The organism is Burkholderia sp. E168m15 (assembly GCF_016586105.1).
Taxonomy (GTDB): Bacteria; Pseudomonadota; Gammaproteobacteria; order Burkholderiales; family Burkholderiaceae; genus Burkholderia; species Burkholderia orbicola.
In genome coordinates, this window is sequence record NZ_BCPO01000162.1 from 36495 (window position 1) to 54336 (window position 17842).

Genomic DNA, 17842 nt, shown 5'->3' on the forward strand with positions numbered 1-17842 from the left:
CGCCCGCTGGCGATGACGAACGCTCAGGCGCCCGCGTCGCGCAGCAGCGTCGCGACAGCGGCCAGCACGTCGTCCGTCCGCTCGCGGTGCGGCATGTGCCCGCAGCGCGCGAGCAACAGGAACGACGACGCCCCCGCGACGCGCGCGGCAATCCGCTTCGGATGCACGTCGGACCCGTATTCGTCGTCTTCGCCGTGAATCGCGAGCGTCGCGCACTGCACGCGCGGCAAGTCGTCGTCGAGGCTCCAGTCGCGGAATGCCGGCGACAGCCACGTATCGACCCACGCGCGCAGCACCCATTCGGCCTTGTCGCCGTGATAGCGCGCGAGCCGGTCGAGTTGCCCCGGTTCGTCGAACTGCCGCCCCGCGTCACGAATGCCGGCCAGCGTGCGATCCTCGACGAACGCCTGCGCGGCGACCGTCACGAGGCTGCGGCAACGCGCTGGATGCGCGGCCGCACAACCGACTGCCATCCCGCCGCCGACGCTGTGCCCGAATGCGACGAACGCATCGACGCCGAGCTGTTCCAGTACCGCAGCGAATGCATGATCGGCTTCGTCGCGCACGAACGTCGTGCCGAGCGTGCCCGGATGCCGATCGGAGCGACCGAAACCGAGACGGTCGTACGCGATCACGTCGCGTTGCGTCACACGGGCGAGCTGCGCGGGAAAGTCGCGCCACAGGTCGACGCAGCCGAGCGAATCGTGCAGCAGCACGATGGGCGCGGCCGCGTGCCGTGCCGGCCCCGCATGCCAGCGTTTCGCAAAGAGCCGCCCTTGCGGCGTCTCGATGGTCGTCTCCTCGGTCACGATATCGGTCATGTGTCGGTCGTCTGCATGAAAGCGGCCGCCCGTCGGCAGCCGCATCGAATTCGGGCATGGTGGCCTGCCGGCGCGCGCAGCGTCAAGAAAAGCCCCTGCCGCCCGTGCGTTCATTCGGGCTGCGGCGGCAGATACTCCATCTGCGCTTCGTCGTACAGCCGGTAGATCAGCGCCTGCATCGCGCGGATGTCCTCCGATTCGTCGAGCATGCGCATGCTCATGATGATCGGCGACACGAGGTTCGGATCGTCGAGCGGCTTGTAGCTGATGTCGTCGCGCTTGAGCCCGTACACGCTCTGCGGCACGACCGACACGCCCTCGCCCATCGCGACGAGGCCGAGCGCGATCTGCAACTCGCGCGTCTCGTAGATCCTGCGCGGCTGCAACGCGCGGTCGTGGAAGGCCGCGAGTACCTGGTCCGCATAGCTCGGGCGCGGCGCCTTCGGAAAGATGATCAGCGTGTCGTTGACGAGATCGTGCAGCGACAGCACGGGCTTCGCGCTGTCGAGCACGTGGCCGACCGGCAGCGCGACGATCATCCGCTCCTCGCGCAGCACGACGCGCCGCACGCTCGGGTCCTCGTGGCGGATGCGGCCGAACCCGACGTCGATGCGCCCTTCCTTCAGCGCCTTGATCTGGTCCATCGTCGACATCTCGTGCAGGCTCAGCTCGACGGCCGGATATTCGCTGCGAAAGCGCCGGATGATCTTCGGCAGCATCCCGTACAGCGTCGAGCCGACGAAACCGACCGACATGCTGCGCTCGATCTTGCCGACCCGCTTCGTCATCGATTCGAGCTCGGTGGTCTGCGCGAGCAGTTGCACCGCGTGCGAATAGAAGAAGCGCCCGGCATCGGTCAGCTTCAGCGGCCGCGCGGTGCGCTCGAACAGCGGCACGCCGAGCGCTTCCTCGAGCTGCTGGATCTGCCGGCTCAGCGGCGGCTGCGCGATATGCAGCCGTTCCGCCGCCCGCGTGAAATTCCGCTCTTCGGCTACCGCGACGAAGTAGCGGAGATGTCTCAACTCCATGTTCGAATCCTCCCGGGACAGGCAACGGACGCTCATCCGGCGCCGCGCGGACAGCGTCCGCACCGGTCACCCTCGCCGGCTTCGTACCGGCCTCCTCGATCGCCTGCTTCCCGATCCCGTCACGATACCTCAGCCGGCGCCGAAACCGGCTCGAGCCGCGTGGTGCTCTTGGCGACGCCCGAGGCCGCGCAAAGCAAAACGGGAAGCCGCGTGGCTTCCCGTTCGTTCACCGACGCCGCGCCGCGGCATCGTGCCGACCGCATCACACCTCGGTCGCGTACAACGCGTCGCGCTGCTCGTGGCTCAGCGAGTCGAGCGGCACGTCCGGCAACTGATAGCAGATCATCGTGCCGTACAGCTCGGCCAGGCAGTTGCTGCCGGCGTCGAGTGCGTAGCCGTCCTCGCCGTCCGGCGCCGGCGGGTACACTTCGCGCCACGCATTGATCGCGGCTTCGATTCGCACGATGGAAACGGGTCCGGCCTTCCGCTCGGCGGGTGATGCGCTCATGGATTCCTCTGGGTTGCGCGCTCCGCGGGCCATGTCGACCCGGCTGGAACGATGAAAACGCCGGGTATCTCGCCGGCCGCCGCGCGTCGCGCGCGCCGGATGCCGATCCGCGCCGCGCCTGTCGCGCCGGCCGGGCCGTGGCCCGGTAGGGTCGGGCAATATAACCGGCTTTGACCCCGTGCAGGCAATAGCCGGGCAAAAAAAACGGGAAGCGCGCGGCTTCCCGTTTCGTCGACCGTCGCGCGGCCGCCTGCCGCGCCGGCGTCAGCCCGTGGTTTCGCGGTTCGTCACCGGCTGCCGCTGCGCGCCGCGGCTCGCGGCGATCCACGGCGCGATCTCCATGTCCTCGTAGCGCACGAACCGGCTCTTCTTCAGGAACCGGAAGCCGAGCCACACGACGACGAACAGCGGAATGCCGACATAGGTCGCGGCCACGCCGGCCCAGTCGATCCGGTTCGCGAGGAACGCCTGGTAATCCTGGCCAAGCGCGATCACGAGGCACAGCACGAACGCGAACAGCGGGCCGAACGGGAACCACTTCGACTGATACGGCAACTGGTCGAGCGAGTAACCCTGCTTCACGTAGCCCTTGCGGAACCGGTAATGGCTGACCGCGATGCCGAGCCACGCGATGAAGCCCGTCATCCCCGATGTATTCAGCAGCCACAGGTAGACGGTCTTGTCGCCGTACAGCGACGTGAAGAAGCACAGCGCGCCGACGGCGGTGGTCGCATACAGCGCGTTGCGCGGCACGCCGCCCGGCGACAGCTTCGCGAACACCTTCGGCGCGCGGCCTTCGGTCGCGAGGTTGTAGAGCATCCGCGTCGACGCGTACATGCCCGAGTTGCCGGCCGACAGCACGGCCGTCAGGATCACCGCGTTCATCACGCCAGCGGCAAAGGCAAGACCCGCGTGGCGGAACACCAGCGTGAACGGGCTCACGCCGATGTCGGTCACGTCCGTCTTCAGCAGGTTCGGGTCGGTATACGGAATCAGCACGCCGATCACGAAGATCGCGAACACGTAGAACAGCAGGATGCGCCAGAACACCTGGCGCACCGCGCGCGGAATCGTCGTGCGCGGGTTTTCCGATTCGCCGGCCGCGACGCCGATCAGCTCGGTGCCCTGGAACGAGAAGCCCGCGATCATCGCGACGCCCATCAGCGCCGGCAGCCCGCCCGCGAACGGTGCGTCGCCGATCGTCAGGTTGCCCCAGCCGTTGGCCGGCGCGCCCTTCAGAATGCCGAAGATCATCAGCAGCCCGACGCCGATGAACGCGACCACGGTGACGACCTTGATCAGCGCGAACCAGTATTCGGCTTCACCGAAACCGCGCACGGTGAGCGCATTGAGCAGGAACATCACGGCGAGGAACGCCGCGCTCCACCACACGCCCGGCACGTCCGGGAACCAGTAGTGCATCACGAGCTGCGCGGCGACGAGCTCCACCGCGATCGTCACCGCCCAGTTGTACCAGTAGTTCCAGCCGAGCGCGAAGCCGAAGCCTTCGTCCACGTATTTCGCGCCGTAGGTCGCGAACGAGCCCGACACCGGCATGAACGCCGCCATTTCGCCGAGGCTCGTCATCAGGAAGTAGACCATCAGGCCGATCAGCATGTACGCGACCATCGCGCCGCCGGGGCCGGCCTGCGAAATCGACGCGCCGGACGCGACGAACAGGCCCGTGCCGATCGAGCCGCCGATGGCGATCATCGTCAGGTGGCGCGCCTTCAGCGCGCGATGAAGCTTGGGTGGGTTCGCGGACGAACCGGGTGGGTCGGAATTCGGAATGGCGGACATAAACGAGACGAACGTTGAGCAGGCCGGCATCCGTAGCCGGCGCATGCGGTATCGGAGCGCGGGACGCGTCCTGCGATGCATTCGATGCGGCCCCGATACGCGTTGCGCGGCGGGCGCCTGCGGCGAAGCGCGGATTCTACCTGATTCGATAGGGGGGCAGCTGCGCTCGCCCCGCCCGCCGCCACCGCCGCGGATTTTGCAGAATCAACGGGTTGGCCGTGTCGGCCGCGCCACTGCCGCCCGGCGTCGTGAAAACCTCGATGACGGCGGGTCATTCGATTTTCATTTCCCCCGCCGCGCGTAATCCTGTCTCGATCCGCCAAATACCGGATTCAATACGCAAAATCGACCGATCAGCGCGTTATTAATCAGACGAAAAGGCCGACACTGGCGATTGATTCAAATCAAATCGCCCGCGCGCACTGCGGTAATGATGCGTAACCGTTTCGAATCGCCGTCGCCGCATGCATGTTTTGCATGCGCGCGCGAATTTCAGGAATTCGCGGGATAATGACGCTTAATTCAAAATAATCAGCGCGTGGAACCGCCAGTGACGCGAGTAGCCGCCGCCCGCCACCCCCGAGGATGAAGTCATTCCCGCTGCCCGCCACGCTGCGCCGCCATACCGCGTCGATCGTGGCACGCATTCTGTCGCCCCGCGGCGTACTCGTGGCGGGCATCGTCCTGCTGATGTTCAGTTGGGGACTTTCCACGTCGCTATTAATCGAGGCGCGACGCGACGCGTATGGCCATGCGGTCGAAAATGCGCGCAACCTGATGCTGCTGATCGAACGCGATATCGCGCGCAATATCGAACTCTACGATTTGTCGCTGCAAAACGTCGTCGATGGCGTGGCCGATCCGGAACTGATGACATTGCCGCCGCGCCAGCGCCACCGGCTACTGTTCGATCGCGCGGCGACCGGCGCCTATCTCGGTTCGATTTTCGTAATGGATGCGCACGGCAATATCGCGATCGATTCGAGCGCGTCGCCCGCGCGACAAGGCAATTTCGCCGACCGCGACTATTTCACCGTGCATCGCGACCGGCTCGCCCCCGGCCTCTACATCAGCCGGCCGTATGCGTCGCGGCTGCGCGGCGGCGCGTTGACGATCGCGCTGAGCCGCCGGATCAACCGGCCCGACGGCACCTTCGGCGGGATCGTCGTCGGCACGCTCAGCATCGACTACTTCCGCGCGCTGCTCGACGGCCTCGCGGTCGGCCGGCACGGCAGCGCGGCGATCGTCGAGGACAACGGCACGCTCGTATCGCGCCTGCCGTACGACACCCGGGTGGTCGGCCTCGACCTGCACGACTCGCCGCTGTTCATCGACGCGCAACGCAGCCGCACCGGCGAGCTGACCGGGGTCGGCGCCATCGACGGCGTGCGGCGGGTCTATGTTTACAAGCATCTCGCCGGGCTGCCGCTGATCGTCGACGTCGCGCCCGCCGAGATCGACATCTACGCGTCGTGGCACCACCGCGCGATCTGGACCATCGTGCTGATGAGCCTGTTCACGGCGTTCATCGCGTGGGGCTCGCTCGCGTTGTCGCGCGAGCTGAAACGCCGGCAGGAGGCCGAAGCGAAGCTGTACCGGCTCGCGCACACCGATTCGCTGACGGGCCTCGACAACCGCGGCACGTTCGACACGGTGCTCGCGAAGGAGACCCAGCGCGCGTCGCGCAGCGGCCGGCCGTTGTCCGTGCTGTTCGTCGACGTCGATCACTTCAAGGCGTTCAACGACTACTACGGCCACCCGGCCGGCGACGACGTGCTGCGCCAGGTCGCGCAATCGCTGTCGCGCTGCCTGCGCCGCGACAGCGATCACGTCGCGCGCTACGGCGGCGAGGAATTCGTCGTCACGCTGCCCGACACCGACGGGCCAGGCGCGGCCACCGTCGCCGAAGGCATCCGGCGCGCGATCGCGGAGCTCGGGATCGAGCACGTGAAGAGCCAGTACGGGCGCGTCACGGTCAGCATCGGCACGGCCACCGCGGACGACGGCCGGATGAACGCCGCGACACTGTTGCGGCGCGCCGACGAAGCGCTGTACCGCGCGAAGTCCGGCGGCCGCAACCGCGTGCTGGACGCGCAGTCGACCGCGGCCGACGCGTGACGCGCCGTCCCGTGGTCGGACGCGGCTGCCCGGCGGCCCCGCCGTGGACAGCCCACCTATGTTCGGCTAGCGTTACGTCTGCTGCGCAGGCGGCGCGGCGCCGGCCCGCGCGGGCCGCCGTGCGCGTTCCGGCCACTTCCGCTTCGTCATGACTGCCCCGCTCCCGACCCGACTGCCGCCTCTCGTGCGCCACGCGCTCCGCCCGCTGCTCGACCCGTACCGCCGCTACCGGCACGCGAAGCTGATCCACGCGGCGCGCGTCGCGCTCGCGGTGCTCGTGTCGATCGCGCTGTCCACGGGGCTGAATGTGCCGCATGGCGAGTGGTCGACGATCACCGTGCTGATCGTCGTCGGCGGGCTGCAGCATCACGGCAACATCCGCAAGAAGGCGGCCGAGCGCGCGCTCGGCACGTCGATCGGCGCGCTGGCGGGGCTCGGGCTGATCCTCCTCTACTCGTTCCTGCACGCGCCGTTCGCGATCTACCTGCTGATGGCCGTCTGGTGCGGCGTCTGCGCGTATCACGCGATCGGCAAGGCCGGCTACATCGCGCTGCTGTCGGCGATCACGATGGTGATCGTCGCGGGGCACGGCGACAACGAGATCGTCGACGGCCTGTGGCGCGCGGTGAACGTGCTGGCCGGCATCGCGATCGCGCTGGCGTTCTCGTTCGCGCTGCCGCTCTACGCGACCTATTCGTGGCGCTACAAGCTCGCCGACGCGCTACGCGCGTGCGCGGCCGTGCATGCGCGGCTCGCGGGCGACCGTCAGGTCACCGACGACGCGCACCTGAAGGAAATGGCCGCGCTGAGCACGCTGCTCGTGCAGTTGCGCTCGCTGATGCCGTCGGTGTCGAAGGAATGCGAGACGTCGATGACGCAGCTCGAGGCGATCCAGCGCAGCCTGCGCCTGTGCATCGGTTATCTGGAAATCCTGTCGAGCGCGCTGCCGGCCGCCGACGACGTGGCGGCCCGCGAATACATGCGCGTCGAGATGAAGACCTTGAACCGGCGCATCCGCGACACGCTGGTCGGCGCGAGCCGCGCGCTCAAGTTCGGCACGCCGAGCCGGCTCGCCCCGCGCCGGCGGCCAGTCGACCCGCTGCACGACGCGCCGCCGCCGCAGTTGTCCGGCTACGTGTCGATCACGGCCAAGCTGGCCGGCGAAGTCGATCAGTTGCGCGAGCGGCTGCTCGATACCGCTCGGTCGTGGAATATCTGAGGGGCCGGATGGGCGCGCAATTCTTTCATATGCCTTTCGATGAAATGAAGCGACGCGCCGAGGAGCGCGAACTGGGTTGACGGCCGATCCGGCCCCGGAAATCGGCCGGCGGCCGGCTCGTCCGCGCGCGTTTCGGCGGCGATACAACGCCGTCCGGCACGGTGTTCTCCAGCCGGCTCACCGCCCGTCAGGCCCGCCGCGACAGGCGCGACGCCGGTTCCGCACCAAAATCAACCCTTGCCCCAACTTCCCGGACAGCCGATACTCGCATATTCCGCGAAATACGATCCCACCGGCTTCAATCCACGGTAATTCCTATGAGCACGATTCTCGAAAGCCTCCCGACCGGCCAGAAGGTCGGTATCGCCTTCTCCGGCGGCCTGGACACCAGCGCCGCGCTGCACTGGATGAAACTGAAGGGCGCCGTCCCGTACGCATACACGGCGAACCTCGGCCAGCCCGACGAAGACGATTACGACGCGATCCCGAAACGCGCGATCGAATACGGCGCAGCCGGCGCCCGCCTGATCGACTGCCGCGCGCAGCTCGTCGCCGAAGGCATCGCGGCGCTGCAAAGCGGCGCGTTCCACATCACGACCGCCGGCGTCACGTACTTCAACACGACGCCGATCGGCCGCGCCGTGACCGGCACGATGCTCGTCGCCGCGATGAAGGAAGACGGCGTCAACATCTGGGGCGACGGCAGCACGTACAAGGGCAACGACATCGAGCGCTTCTACCGCTACGGCCTGCTCGTGAACCCGGATCTGAAGATCTACAAGCCGTGGCTCGACCAGACGTTCATCGATGAGCTCGGCGGCCGTGCCGAAATGTCCGAATTCATGAACCAGGCCGGCTTCGCATACAAGATGTCGGCCGAGAAGGCGTATTCGACCGACTCGAACCTGCTCGGCGCGACGCACGAGGCGAAGGATCTGGAAAGCCTCGAAAGCGGCATCAAGATCGTGAACCCGATCATGGGCGTCGCGTTCTGGCGCGACGACGTGAAGATCGCCGCCGAGGAAGTGACGGTGCGCTTCGAAGCCGGCCAGCCGGTCGCGCTGAACGGCGTCGAGTTCAAGGATCAGGTCGAGCTGCTGCTGGAAGCGAACCGCATCGGCGGCCGCCACGGCCTCGGCATGAGCGACCAGATCGAGAACCGGATCATCGAGGCGAAGAGCCGCGGCATCTACGAAGCCCCGGGCCTCGCGCTGCTGTACATCGCGTACGAGCGTCTCGTCACCGGCATCCACAACGAAGACACGATCGAGCAGTACCGCGAGAACGGCCGCCGCCTCGGCCGCCTGCTGTACCAGGGCCGCTGGTTCGACCCGCAGGCGATCATGCTGCGCGAAACCGCGCAACGCTGGGTCGCACGCGCGATCACCGGCGAAGTGAAGATCGAACTGCGCCGCGGCAACGACTACTCGATCCTGAGCACGAAGTCGCCGAACCTCACGTATCAGCCGGAACGCCTGTCGATGGAGAAGGTGGCATCGACGTTCTCGCCGCGCGACCGGATCGGCCAGCTGACGATGCGCAATCTCGACATCACCGATACGCGCGACAAGCTGCGCGTGTATTCGCAAGTCGGGCTGCTGACGCCGGGCGAAACGTCGGCGCTGCCGCAGATCAAGGGCGACGGCGACAAGTAAGTCGCGTCGTTCGACGCCGTGCCGCATCGTCGTATGCGGCACGGTCGGGCAGGCTGCCCGTGTGGCGCATCGTTACGCACGCAGCCTGCCGCTTCCCCTCTCCCCGCCTGTCCGCTTTCCCGCCGTATTCGCATCCCGCCGCGTGACGCCTCAACGGCACTGCACCGCCGCGCCAGTCATGGCAAGCTGCGAATCGTCCGATTCCTGCGTCGACTCATGACCATCCTGACCGTCATTCACCTGAACGGGCCGATCAACAGCGGCAAGACGACGATCGGCCGCGCGCTCGCACGCGTGCTGCCCGATGCGCGCTTCATCGACGGCGACGATCACGATGCGCCCGAAGACGCGCCGTTCGACGTGCAATGGGCGATCGCGCTCGAACGCCTCGTTACGCAGGTCACAACCGCACGCGAACGCCATCTGGTCATCGCCTACCCGATCGGCGAAGCGGAATTCGAACGGCTGCGCGCGGCCTGCGACGCGCGTGACGCGCGCTTGTTCGTCGTCACGCTCGCGCCGCCCGAAGCGGTCGCGGCGTCGAATCGCGGCTCGCGTGCGTTGACGGACTGGGAGCGCAACCGGATCGCCGAGATGTATCGGGAAGGGTATGCGGCGCGGGCGTTCAGCGAGATGGTGCTGGATACGTCCGATGCGACACCCGATGCGTGTGCGGCACGCATCGCGCAGCAGGTCGCGGCGACGGCCTCGTAGCGGCTCCCGCGCGCGAACATGGACTGACGCCACGCACCGCTGATCGCGCGCCGCCACGCATGAAGCCGGACGGGTACGCCACGCGCCCGTCCGGCCGCCCCGCACCGCACATTGCCGCGCTTACGAGTGATGCCGCACGCCCGGCACGGCCGCTTCCCGCACCCCCTTGCGGCTCAGCATCAGCGTGACGACCGCCGACACCGCGAGCGTGCCGGCCACCACGTACAGCCCCGCCGCATACCCGCCCGTCGCGTGCTTGAGCCAACCGATCGCGAACGGCCCGACGAACCCGCCGAGATTGCCGATCGAATTGATCATCGCGATCCCCGCCGCCGCGCCGGCCCCCGACAGGAACGCACTCGGCATCGCCCACAGCGGCGCCTTCGCCGCACTGATCCCGATGTTGACGACGACCAGCGCGAGCACGGTCAGCAGCGCCGTGCTCGCCTGCCCCGCGAACACGAAGCCGATGCACGCCAGCACGCACGGAATCACGACGTGCCACGTGCGCTCGCCGGTGCGATCCGAATGCCGCGCCCACCCGATCATCGCGACCACGGCGGCGATGCTCGGAATACCGGTCAGCAGGCCCGTCTGCAACGCGCTGAAGCCGAACTGCTTGACCATCAGCGGCGCCCACAGCCCGAGCGTATACAGCCCCGCCGACGTGCCGAAGTAGATCAGCGCGAGCGCCAGCACACGCGGGTCGCGCAGCGCCTGCCACGCACCAGCCGTGTGCCCGGCGTGCGTGTGGCGCGCGTCCGCTTCCGCTTTCAGCTTCGCGATCAGCCAGTCGCGCTCGTCCGCGCGCAGCCACGCGGCCTGCGACGGCGCATCGGTCAGGCGCTTCAGCACGACGAAGCCGAGCACGACCGCCGGCAGCGCTTCGACGATGTACAGCATCTGCCAGTCGGCGAACCCGAACATCGGCGGCATCTGCATGATCGCGCCCGACAGCGGCGAACCGATCGCGGTCGAGATCGGCGCGGCCGCCATGAACCACGCGGCGGCCACCGCGCGCTGCTTCGCGGGAAACCACAGACTCAGGTACAGGATGATGCCGGGGAAGAAGCCGGCTTCCGCCACGCCGAGCAGGAAACGCAGCACGTAGAAGCTGGTCGGCCCGGCCGCGAACGCGGACACGGCCGACACGATGCCCCACGTGATCATCACGCGTGCGATCCAGATGCGCGCGCCGACACGATGGAGAATCAGATTGCTCGGTACTTCGAACAGAAAATAGCCGATGAAGAACAGGCCGCCGCCGAACCCGAATGCGGTCGGCGACAGGCCGATCGCGTTGTTCATCGTCATCGCCGCGAAGCCGACGTTCACGCGATCGAGAAAGCTGACGAAGTAAAGCAGCATCACGAACGGAATGATGCGCCACATCAGTTTCCGCGCGACGCGGGTTTCCAGATCCGCTTGCATGTGTCTCCTCCTTCGAGGTCAGGCCGTACGCCGTCGGTCGGTGGACCGCGAGCGCCGGCCGGCGCCCGGCTCGCGTCGGATGCGCGAGTCGCGGGCAGAAAAAATGCGTGAGTGAAACGAACGGTCGGCGCCCGGGTGGCTGCGCACGCGCGCGGCCGCCCGCCCCGCGCCGCCGTCAGGCCGCGATCGCCGCGTTCGCGACGCGCTCGCAGACGGCCGCCGTCACCTGCGCGGTCGTCGCGCTGCCGCCGAGGTCGCGCGTATGCAGCGACGGGTCGGCCGTCACCGCCTCGATCGCATGCATCACGCGCGCGGCCGCTTCCGTCTCGCCGAGATGTTCGAGCAGCATCACGACCGACCAGAACGTGCCGACCGGATTCGCGAGCCCCTTGCCCATGATGTCGAACGCCGAGCCGTGGATCGGCTCGAACATCGACGGATAGCGGCGCTCGGGATCGATGTTGCCGGTCGGCGCGATGCCGAGGCTGCCCGCGAGCGCGGCGGCGAGATCGCTGAGGATGTCCGCGTGCAGGTTGGTCGCGACGATCGTGTCGAGCGACGCCGGGCGATTGACCATGCGCGCGGTCGCCGCATCGACGAGTTCCTTGTCCCACGTCACGTCGGGAAACTCCTGCGCGATCTGCTTCGCGATCTCGTCCCACATCACCATCGCGTGCCGCTGCGCGTTGCTCTTCGTGATCACGGTCAGCAGCTTGCGCGACCGCGACTGCGCAAGCCGGAACGCGAAGCGCATGATGCGTTCGACGCCGGCGCGCGTGAGGATCGACACGTCGGTCGCGGCCTCGATCGGATGGCCCTGGTGCACGCGGCCGCCGACGCCCGCGTATTCGCCTTCGGAGTTCTCGCGCACGATCACCCAGTTCAGGTCGTCCGGCCCGCAGCGCTTCAACGGCGCGTCGATGCCGGGCAGGATGCGCGTCGGGCGCACGTTCGCGTACTGGTCGAAGCCCTGGCAGATCTTCAGGCGCAGCCCCCACAGCGTCACGTGGTCGGGCACGTCCGGGTCGCCCGCGGAGCCGAACAGGATCGCGTCCTTGCCGCGCAGTGCGTCGAGGCCGTCGGCCGGCATCATCGCGCCGTGCCGGCGGTAGTAATCGGCGCCCCAGTCGAAATCCTCGAACTCGAACGCGAAACGGTCGCTGCTGCGGGCCAGCGCTTCCAGCAGTTGCTTGCCAGCCGGCACCACCTCCTTGCCGATGCCGTCGCCGGGAATCGTTGCGATACGGTAGGTCTTCATGCGGACATCCTCGATTGATCGTGAGCGTGAACGCACTTTACCGAACCGGGAGTGTGTAAACCGGGGCTATACTCAAAGCATCTTTAACTTCAATTCACGAATCCCGTCATGGCGGATACCGTCCAGCCGGCCGATCTCGGCTTCTTCTCGACGCTGGCCGCGTCGGGCAGCCTGAGCGCGGCCGCGCGCGAACTCGGGCTGACCGCGGCGGCCGTCAGCAAACGGCTCACGCAGATGGAGCGGCGCGCGGGCGTGACGCTCGTCAATCGCACGACGCGGCGGATGATGCTGACACCCGAAGGCGACGTGTACCTGGAATACGCGCGCCGGATTCTCGACCAGATGGACGAACTCGGCGAGCTGCTCGGCAGCGCGAAGCAGCGGCCGAAGGGGCTGCTGCGCGTGAATGCGACGCTCGGGTTCGGGCGCAGCCACGTCGGCCCGGCGATCTCGCGTTTCGTCGCGCGCTATCCGGAAGTGTCGGTGCAGTTGCAGCTGTCGGTGATGCCGCCGCCGCTCACCGACGACGCGTTCGACGTGTGCATTCGCTTCGGCGAGCCGCCCGACACGCGCGTCGTCGCGCGGCGGCTGGCGCCGAACCGCCGGCTGCTGTGCGCGGCGCCCGCGTATCTCGCGCGGCACGGGGTGCCCGGCACGCCGCACGACCTGACGCGGCACAACTGCATCGGCATCCGGCAAGGCGACGAAGGTTACGGCGTGTGGCGCCTGACGAGCGGGCGCGGCGCGGCCCGCCACACGGAAGCCGTGCGGATCAACGGCAACCTGACGACGAACGACGGCGAGATCGCGGTGAAGTGGGCGCTCGACGGGCACGGCATCCTGATGCGTGCGGAATGGGATCTGCGCGACTATCTCGCCGACGGCAGGCTGGTGGTCGTGCTGCCCGATCATGAAACGCCGAGCGCCGACATCTACGCGGTGTATGCGCAGCGTCACCAGATGTCCACGCGGATTCGCGCGTTCGTCGACTTCCTGGCGGAAGAATTGGGGCGGCTCAGGGCGGTGTAGCGCGCCCGTTCCATACGCCGTGTGTGTCGGGTGTCGATGCGTGATGCACGCGCACACCCCGACTCGCCCTATACGGCTGCACGGCTGGCCGTTCGGCCCCCGATGAAAATATTCCGGCGAATTTCGTGCTGAATCGCCAAAATATTTACATCGTTCGATACAGATCGAATGGATGGCCGGCGCGTTCCGCCTCGCGAACGCTGCTCGAGGTCTTCCGTCAGTCTGCTGCCGTCACGCCACCGCTACCAGTCCGCTGTAGCGATCGCCGGTAGCGGCTGCACCCGGCAGCGCCGGCCGCCACCCCACCGCCCCCGCCGCCGCCAGCCCTTCCTGCTCGTATCCGGCCTGCACGAAACGCTCCGCGATCCAGTCGACGAACGCGCGCACGCCGGGCGACACGTGCGGCCGCTTCACGTAGACGGCCGACACGGCCAGCGCATCGGGTTGCCAGCCCGCCAACACTTCCCGCAGCCGTCCCGCATCGATCAGCGGCTGCGCGGCAACGCGCGTCGGCTGGATCAACCCGAGGCCGTGCACGCCGCAGGCGAGATACGCCTGCTCGTCGTCCACGCTGACGATGCCGTCGAGCCGCACCTTGCGTACCGCGTCGTCCACCACGAACTCGAGCTCCGCCGAACGCTGGCCGAACACGTGCGACCCGCCTACCGCGCGATGCGCGCCCAGATCGTCGGGCGTGCGCGGCACGCCGAAGCGGTCGAGATACGCGGGGCTCGCGCACGTCACGCGTTCGAGCGAGCCGAGCCGACGCGCGACGAGCGACGAATCGGGCAGCGCACCGAGCCGGATGCTGCAGTCGATCGCGTCGCCGATGCGGTCGCCCGCGCGCCCCGCCACGGCAAGCGTCAGCTCGAGATCGGGATGCCGCGCATGAAATTCGCCGAGCGCCGGCAACACGATCGTGCTCGCCACCGACGCCGGCAGCTCGACGCGCAGCGGCCCGCTCGGATGCAGCGCGGCGCCGCGGATGCTGGCTTCGAGCTCGTCGACGTCCGCCGTGATGCTGACGCAGCGCCGGTAATACGCGTCGCCTTCGGGCGTCGGCCGCAACGCGCGCGTCGTGCGCACCAGCAGCGGCATGCCGAGCGCCGCTTCGAGCTCCTGCACGGTGCGCGTGGCGGTGGCGCGCGAAATGCCGAGCGCCTGCGCCGCGCGCGTGAAGCTGTTCATTTCGACGATGCGCGTGAAGATGCGCATCGCGCGGATCGGATTGTCCACCGGACACCTCTGCGTGGTTGCGATAGGCCGCGGCGCGCGTGCGCACACCGTGCGACGTGACGAGGTCGAGGTCGACGCAAGTCGCGCGAGCGGCGCGGCCGTCGGGTCAGGCGTTCGCGGCCGCGATGCCGGGCGCCGGTTCGGCGAGCAGCCGTTGCGCGAGCGCCAGCGCGTCGTCGCGGCTCGCCGCCGCGTTCAGCGGATAGCCCCAGACTTTCTCGAAGGCGCCCGAAAAGGCATTGAGCGCCACGCGCCGCGCCGCATTGGGCTCGATCGCGATCATCCCGGGAATCCATTCGCGCGACAGCGCGCGGTTGGCCTTGCTCCACTTCGCGAGCTGCTTGCGCATCTCGTGATCGTTGTCGGCGCGGTCGTCGCCGGACGGCGCATCGTCGGTCAGAAGAACGAAGCGCTCGCGGCGCGCGAGCAACGCGTCGAGTTCGGCAATCAGTCGGGCGGGATCGGTGTGGGTCGAGCCGCTGTAACGCAGCCAGACAAACGGAAATTCGGTCGTGGTGATTTGCATGTCGGCCTCCAGATGAGAACGATTCTCATTTTATGGATCGAGCCCTCATGCGTCATTTCTCATCCCGGCCAACTGCTTTTTCAATCCGGCCAAACGGGCGCGGGCGCGCAGTCCGGCGGTTCAGCGTTGCCGGTCGGTCAGGAATTGCGTCGGCGGCTTACCGGTCGCCTTGCGGAACATCGTGACGAAGCTGCTCGCGCTCTCGTAGCCGAGATCGATCGCGATCTGATGCACGCGGCGGCCGGTCGTCAGCATCCGCAGCGACAGCGCGACGTGCAGCCGCCGGCGCCAGTCGCCGAGGCTCATGCCGAGCTCCTTCGTCGCGAGGCGCGTCAGGCTGCGCTCGCTGATGCCCGCACGCCGCGCGAGTTCGGGCAGCGGCGACTTGTCGGCCGGGTCGTCGAGCAGATGGTCGATCAGCTTGCGCAGCCGGCGATCGGCCGGCATCGGCAAGTACAAGTCCTCGACCGGGGCCGCGACGAGCTCGTCGAGCAGCGTCGCCACCAGCCGCCCTTGCGGCCCGTCGACGTCGTACAGGTTCGGGAAGCTGGCCGCCTTCAGCAGCAGCTCGCGCAACAGCGGCGACATGGCGAGCGTGCAGCAGCGCGTGGGCAGGTCGAGCGCCGCGTCGGGTTCGACCAGTACCGCGTAGAAAGTGGCGCCGGCCGAGCCGCGCGCCGCATGCGGGACATCGCCGGGAATCCAGACCGTGCATTGCGGCGGCGCGGTCCACACGCCGCCGTCGATCTCGCAATAGATGACCCCGCTCAGCGTGTAGAGCAGCTGCGCCTGGCGATGGCTGTGCCGCTCCAGCCGCCACTCGGGCTCGACGACCGAGCCGCCGAACACGACGAGCGGACGCGGCACGTGATAGACGTCGGCGTCCGCGGCAGGATCGGTGATCGATGGAAGGTCGCGCATGGAACGACGGGCTGTGAAAAAAGGCCGGACGCCTGCGCGTCCTGTCGTGCTTATACCAGAAAGGCGCCGACGCAGCCGCGCCGTTCGAGGGCGCGTCTGCGGCCGCGCGCCGAACCGAATACAATGCGCCGATCCCCTGCCGCCGCGCCAACCTGCCGGAGCCGCCATGTTCGACCTGACCACGCTGACCACCTTTACGGCCGTCGTTCTGGGCCTGTTCCTGATCCCTGGCCCCGCCGTGCTGCTCGTGCTGAGCCGCACCGTGCAGGGTGGGCGCAAGACCGGCATCCTGACCGGCCTCGGCGTCGCGAGCGGCGACTTCGTGCATACGCTGTTCGCGGCCGTCGGGCTGTCGGCGCTGCTGATGACGTCGGCACTCGCGTTCAACGTCGTGAAGCTGGTCGGCGCCGCGTACCTGATCTATCTCGGCGTGCGGGCGCTGCTCGAGAAACCGTCCGATCCGTCGCTGCCGCAGGTGTCGCCCGTCACGCCGCTCAAGGCGTACCTGCAGGCGATTCCCGCCGAAGTGCTGAATCCGAAGACCGCGCTGTTCTTTCTCGCGTTCATGCCGCAGTTCGTGCATCCGGAACGCGGCTCGACGTTCGTGCAGTTCGCGGTGCTCGGGCTGATCTTCGTCGTGCTCAGCTCGCTCTACACGACGCTGATCGCATGCTCGATCCGCCCGCTCGGCCGCATCGTGAAGCGGCTCACGTGGCTCACGCGCTGGCAGGGCAAGATCATCGGCTCGATCTTCATCGCGCTCGGGCTGCGGGTAGCCGTGCAGCAGCGCTGACGCAAGCGGCCGCATGACGCGCGCCGACGCGGACCTGCTCTACACCGACCCGCGCCTCGTCGCGGTGTACGACCTGTTCAACGCGGGCGATCGGGACTTCGCGTTCTACGCCGCCGCGATCGGCGCCGCCCGGCGACGCATCCTCGATCTCGGTTGCGGCACCGGCACGTTCGCGCGGCGGCTCGCGGCGGCCGGGCATGACGTCGTCGCGATCGATCCCGCGCCGGCGATGATCGATTACGCGCGACGCCAGCCGGGTGCCGACGCCGTACGCTGGTTCGCGTGCGCGCTCGACGGCCTGCCGCCCGGTGCGCCGTTCGATGCTGTGGTGATGACCGGGCACGCGTTCCAGTGCCTGCTGACCGACGACGACATCGACGCGACACTGCGCGGCGTGCGACGCGTGCTCGACGACGGCGGCTGCTTCCTGTTCGATACCCGCAACCCGCGCACCGAACCGTGGCGAGCATGGACACCCGCGCAATCGGCACGCAGCGTCGAGTCGCACGAACTCGGCATCGTCGATCTCCATCACGCGGCGCGGGCGATCGACGGCGCGATCGTGACGTTCGACACGCACTACCGCTTCCGCCGCGACGATACGCTGCTGGCGAATACGAGCCGGCTGCGTTTCATCGCGCACGCCGAATTGCAGGCGCGCGTGACGGCAGCCGGTTTCGTGTCGGCCGACTGGTACGGCGACTGGGAGCACGCGCCATTCGACGAGGCGACGAGCGCGGAGATCATTGCGATCTGTCGCGCTTGAGCGCGCATTCGCGGTTCGG

Annotated in this window: 17 protein-coding genes; 7 read left to right on the forward strand and 10 right to left on the reverse strand. The window is 68.0% G+C overall.

Features of this window, described 5'->3' with window-relative positions:
* Positions 1-23: 23 nt before the first annotated feature.
* The 5 genes from JMF86_RS23980 to JMF86_RS24000 form a co-directional block, all read right to left on the reverse strand.
* Positions 24-821 (reverse strand): alpha/beta fold hydrolase, encoded by a 798-nt coding sequence (locus JMF86_RS23980; protein ID WP_011548288.1) that lies wholly within the window; start codon positions 819-821, stop codon positions 24-26.
* A gap of 110 nt (positions 822-931) precedes the next feature.
* Positions 932-1849, reverse strand: coding sequence for a LysR family transcriptional regulator (locus JMF86_RS23985; RefSeq protein ID WP_006479595.1), 918 nt, complete (start codon positions 1847-1849; stop codon positions 932-934).
* Between the two features lie 262 nt (positions 1850-2111).
* Positions 2112-2357 (reverse strand): DUF3717 domain-containing protein, encoded by a 246-nt coding sequence (locus JMF86_RS23990; protein ID WP_012338561.1) that lies wholly within the window; start codon positions 2355-2357, stop codon positions 2112-2114.
* A gap of 264 nt (positions 2358-2621) precedes the next feature.
* On the reverse strand, positions 2622-4157 hold the full coding sequence (locus JMF86_RS23995) for an amino acid permease (protein ID WP_041489418.1): 1536 nt from the start codon (positions 4155-4157) through the stop codon (positions 2622-2624).
* A 404-nt stretch (positions 4158-4561) separates the two neighbouring features.
* On the reverse strand, positions 4562-4804 hold the full coding sequence (locus JMF86_RS24000; protein WP_166488157.1) for a hypothetical protein: 243 nt from the start codon (positions 4802-4804) through the stop codon (positions 4562-4564).
* Between JMF86_RS24000 and JMF86_RS24005 the strand changes: the two genes are divergently transcribed.
* From JMF86_RS24005 to JMF86_RS24020, 4 genes are all read left to right on the forward strand, one after another.
* The gene (locus JMF86_RS24005; RefSeq protein WP_011548291.1) at positions 4743-6275 is read left to right on the forward strand and encodes a sensor domain-containing diguanylate cyclase; all 1533 of its coding nucleotides are present in this window, start codon (positions 4743-4745) and stop codon (positions 6273-6275) included. The genes JMF86_RS24000 and JMF86_RS24005 overlap by 62 nt on opposite strands.
* 148 nt (positions 6276-6423) lie before the next feature.
* A complete protein-coding gene (locus JMF86_RS24010; RefSeq protein WP_011548292.1) occupies positions 6424-7494 on the forward strand; it encodes an FUSC family protein in 1071 nt (356 codons plus the stop codon).
* 317 nt (positions 7495-7811) lie between these two features.
* On the forward strand, positions 7812-9149 hold the full coding sequence (gene argG / locus JMF86_RS24015; RefSeq protein ID WP_006479599.1) for an argininosuccinate synthase: 1338 nt from the start codon (positions 7812-7814) through the stop codon (positions 9147-9149).
* Positions 9150-9365: 216 nt separating this feature from the next.
* Positions 9366-9863, forward strand: coding sequence for a shikimate kinase (locus JMF86_RS24020; protein ID WP_041489419.1), 498 nt, complete (start codon positions 9366-9368; stop codon positions 9861-9863).
* A 120-nt stretch (positions 9864-9983) separates the two neighbouring features.
* On the opposite strand, the gene JMF86_RS24025 is transcribed toward JMF86_RS24020, so the two are convergent.
* Both JMF86_RS24025 and JMF86_RS24030 read right to left on the reverse strand, forming a co-directional pair.
* On the reverse strand, positions 9984-11294 hold the full coding sequence (locus JMF86_RS24025) for an MFS transporter (RefSeq protein WP_201317161.1): 1311 nt from the start codon (positions 11292-11294) through the stop codon (positions 9984-9986).
* 175 nt (positions 11295-11469) lie between these two features.
* A complete protein-coding gene (locus tag JMF86_RS24030) occupies positions 11470-12552 on the reverse strand; it encodes a tartrate dehydrogenase (protein ID WP_011548295.1) in 1083 nt (360 codons plus the stop codon).
* 108 nt (positions 12553-12660) lie between these two features.
* On the opposite strand from JMF86_RS24030, the gene JMF86_RS24035 reads away from it, so the two are divergent.
* Positions 12661-13581 carry a LysR substrate-binding domain-containing protein gene (locus tag JMF86_RS24035; RefSeq protein ID WP_011548296.1) on the forward strand — a complete coding sequence of 307 codons (921 nt, stop codon included), beginning with the start codon at positions 12661-12663 and terminating at the stop codon, positions 13579-13581.
* Between the two features lie 231 nt (positions 13582-13812).
* Here JMF86_RS24035 and JMF86_RS24040 read toward each other — a convergent pair whose 3' ends face one another.
* From JMF86_RS24040 to JMF86_RS24050, 3 genes are all read right to left on the reverse strand, one after another.
* Positions 13813-14817, reverse strand: a complete 1005-nt coding sequence (locus tag JMF86_RS24040; RefSeq protein ID WP_011548297.1) for a LysR family transcriptional regulator — start codon at positions 14815-14817, stop codon at positions 13813-13815.
* A gap of 106 nt (positions 14818-14923) precedes the next feature.
* On the reverse strand, positions 14924-15343 hold the full coding sequence (locus JMF86_RS24045; protein WP_011548298.1) for an ATP--cob(I)alamin adenosyltransferase: 420 nt from the start codon (positions 15341-15343) through the stop codon (positions 14924-14926).
* Positions 15344-15463: 120 nt separating this feature from the next.
* The gene (locus JMF86_RS24050) at positions 15464-16264 is read right to left on the reverse strand and encodes a helix-turn-helix domain-containing protein (protein ID WP_011548299.1); all 801 of its coding nucleotides are present in this window, start codon (positions 16262-16264) and stop codon (positions 15464-15466) included.
* Between the two features lie 166 nt (positions 16265-16430).
* Between JMF86_RS24050 and JMF86_RS24055 the strand changes: the two genes are divergently transcribed.
* Both JMF86_RS24055 and JMF86_RS24060 read left to right on the forward strand, forming a co-directional pair.
* Positions 16431-17057 carry a LysE family translocator gene (locus JMF86_RS24055; protein ID WP_006490488.1) on the forward strand — a complete coding sequence of 209 codons (627 nt, stop codon included), beginning with the start codon at positions 16431-16433 and terminating at the stop codon, positions 17055-17057.
* A 13-nt stretch (positions 17058-17070) separates the two neighbouring features.
* Positions 17071-17823 carry a bifunctional 2-polyprenyl-6-hydroxyphenol methylase/3-demethylubiquinol 3-O-methyltransferase UbiG gene (locus tag JMF86_RS24060; RefSeq protein ID WP_011548300.1) on the forward strand — a complete coding sequence of 251 codons (753 nt, stop codon included), beginning with the start codon at positions 17071-17073 and terminating at the stop codon, positions 17821-17823.
* Positions 17824-17842 lie beyond the last annotated feature (19 nt).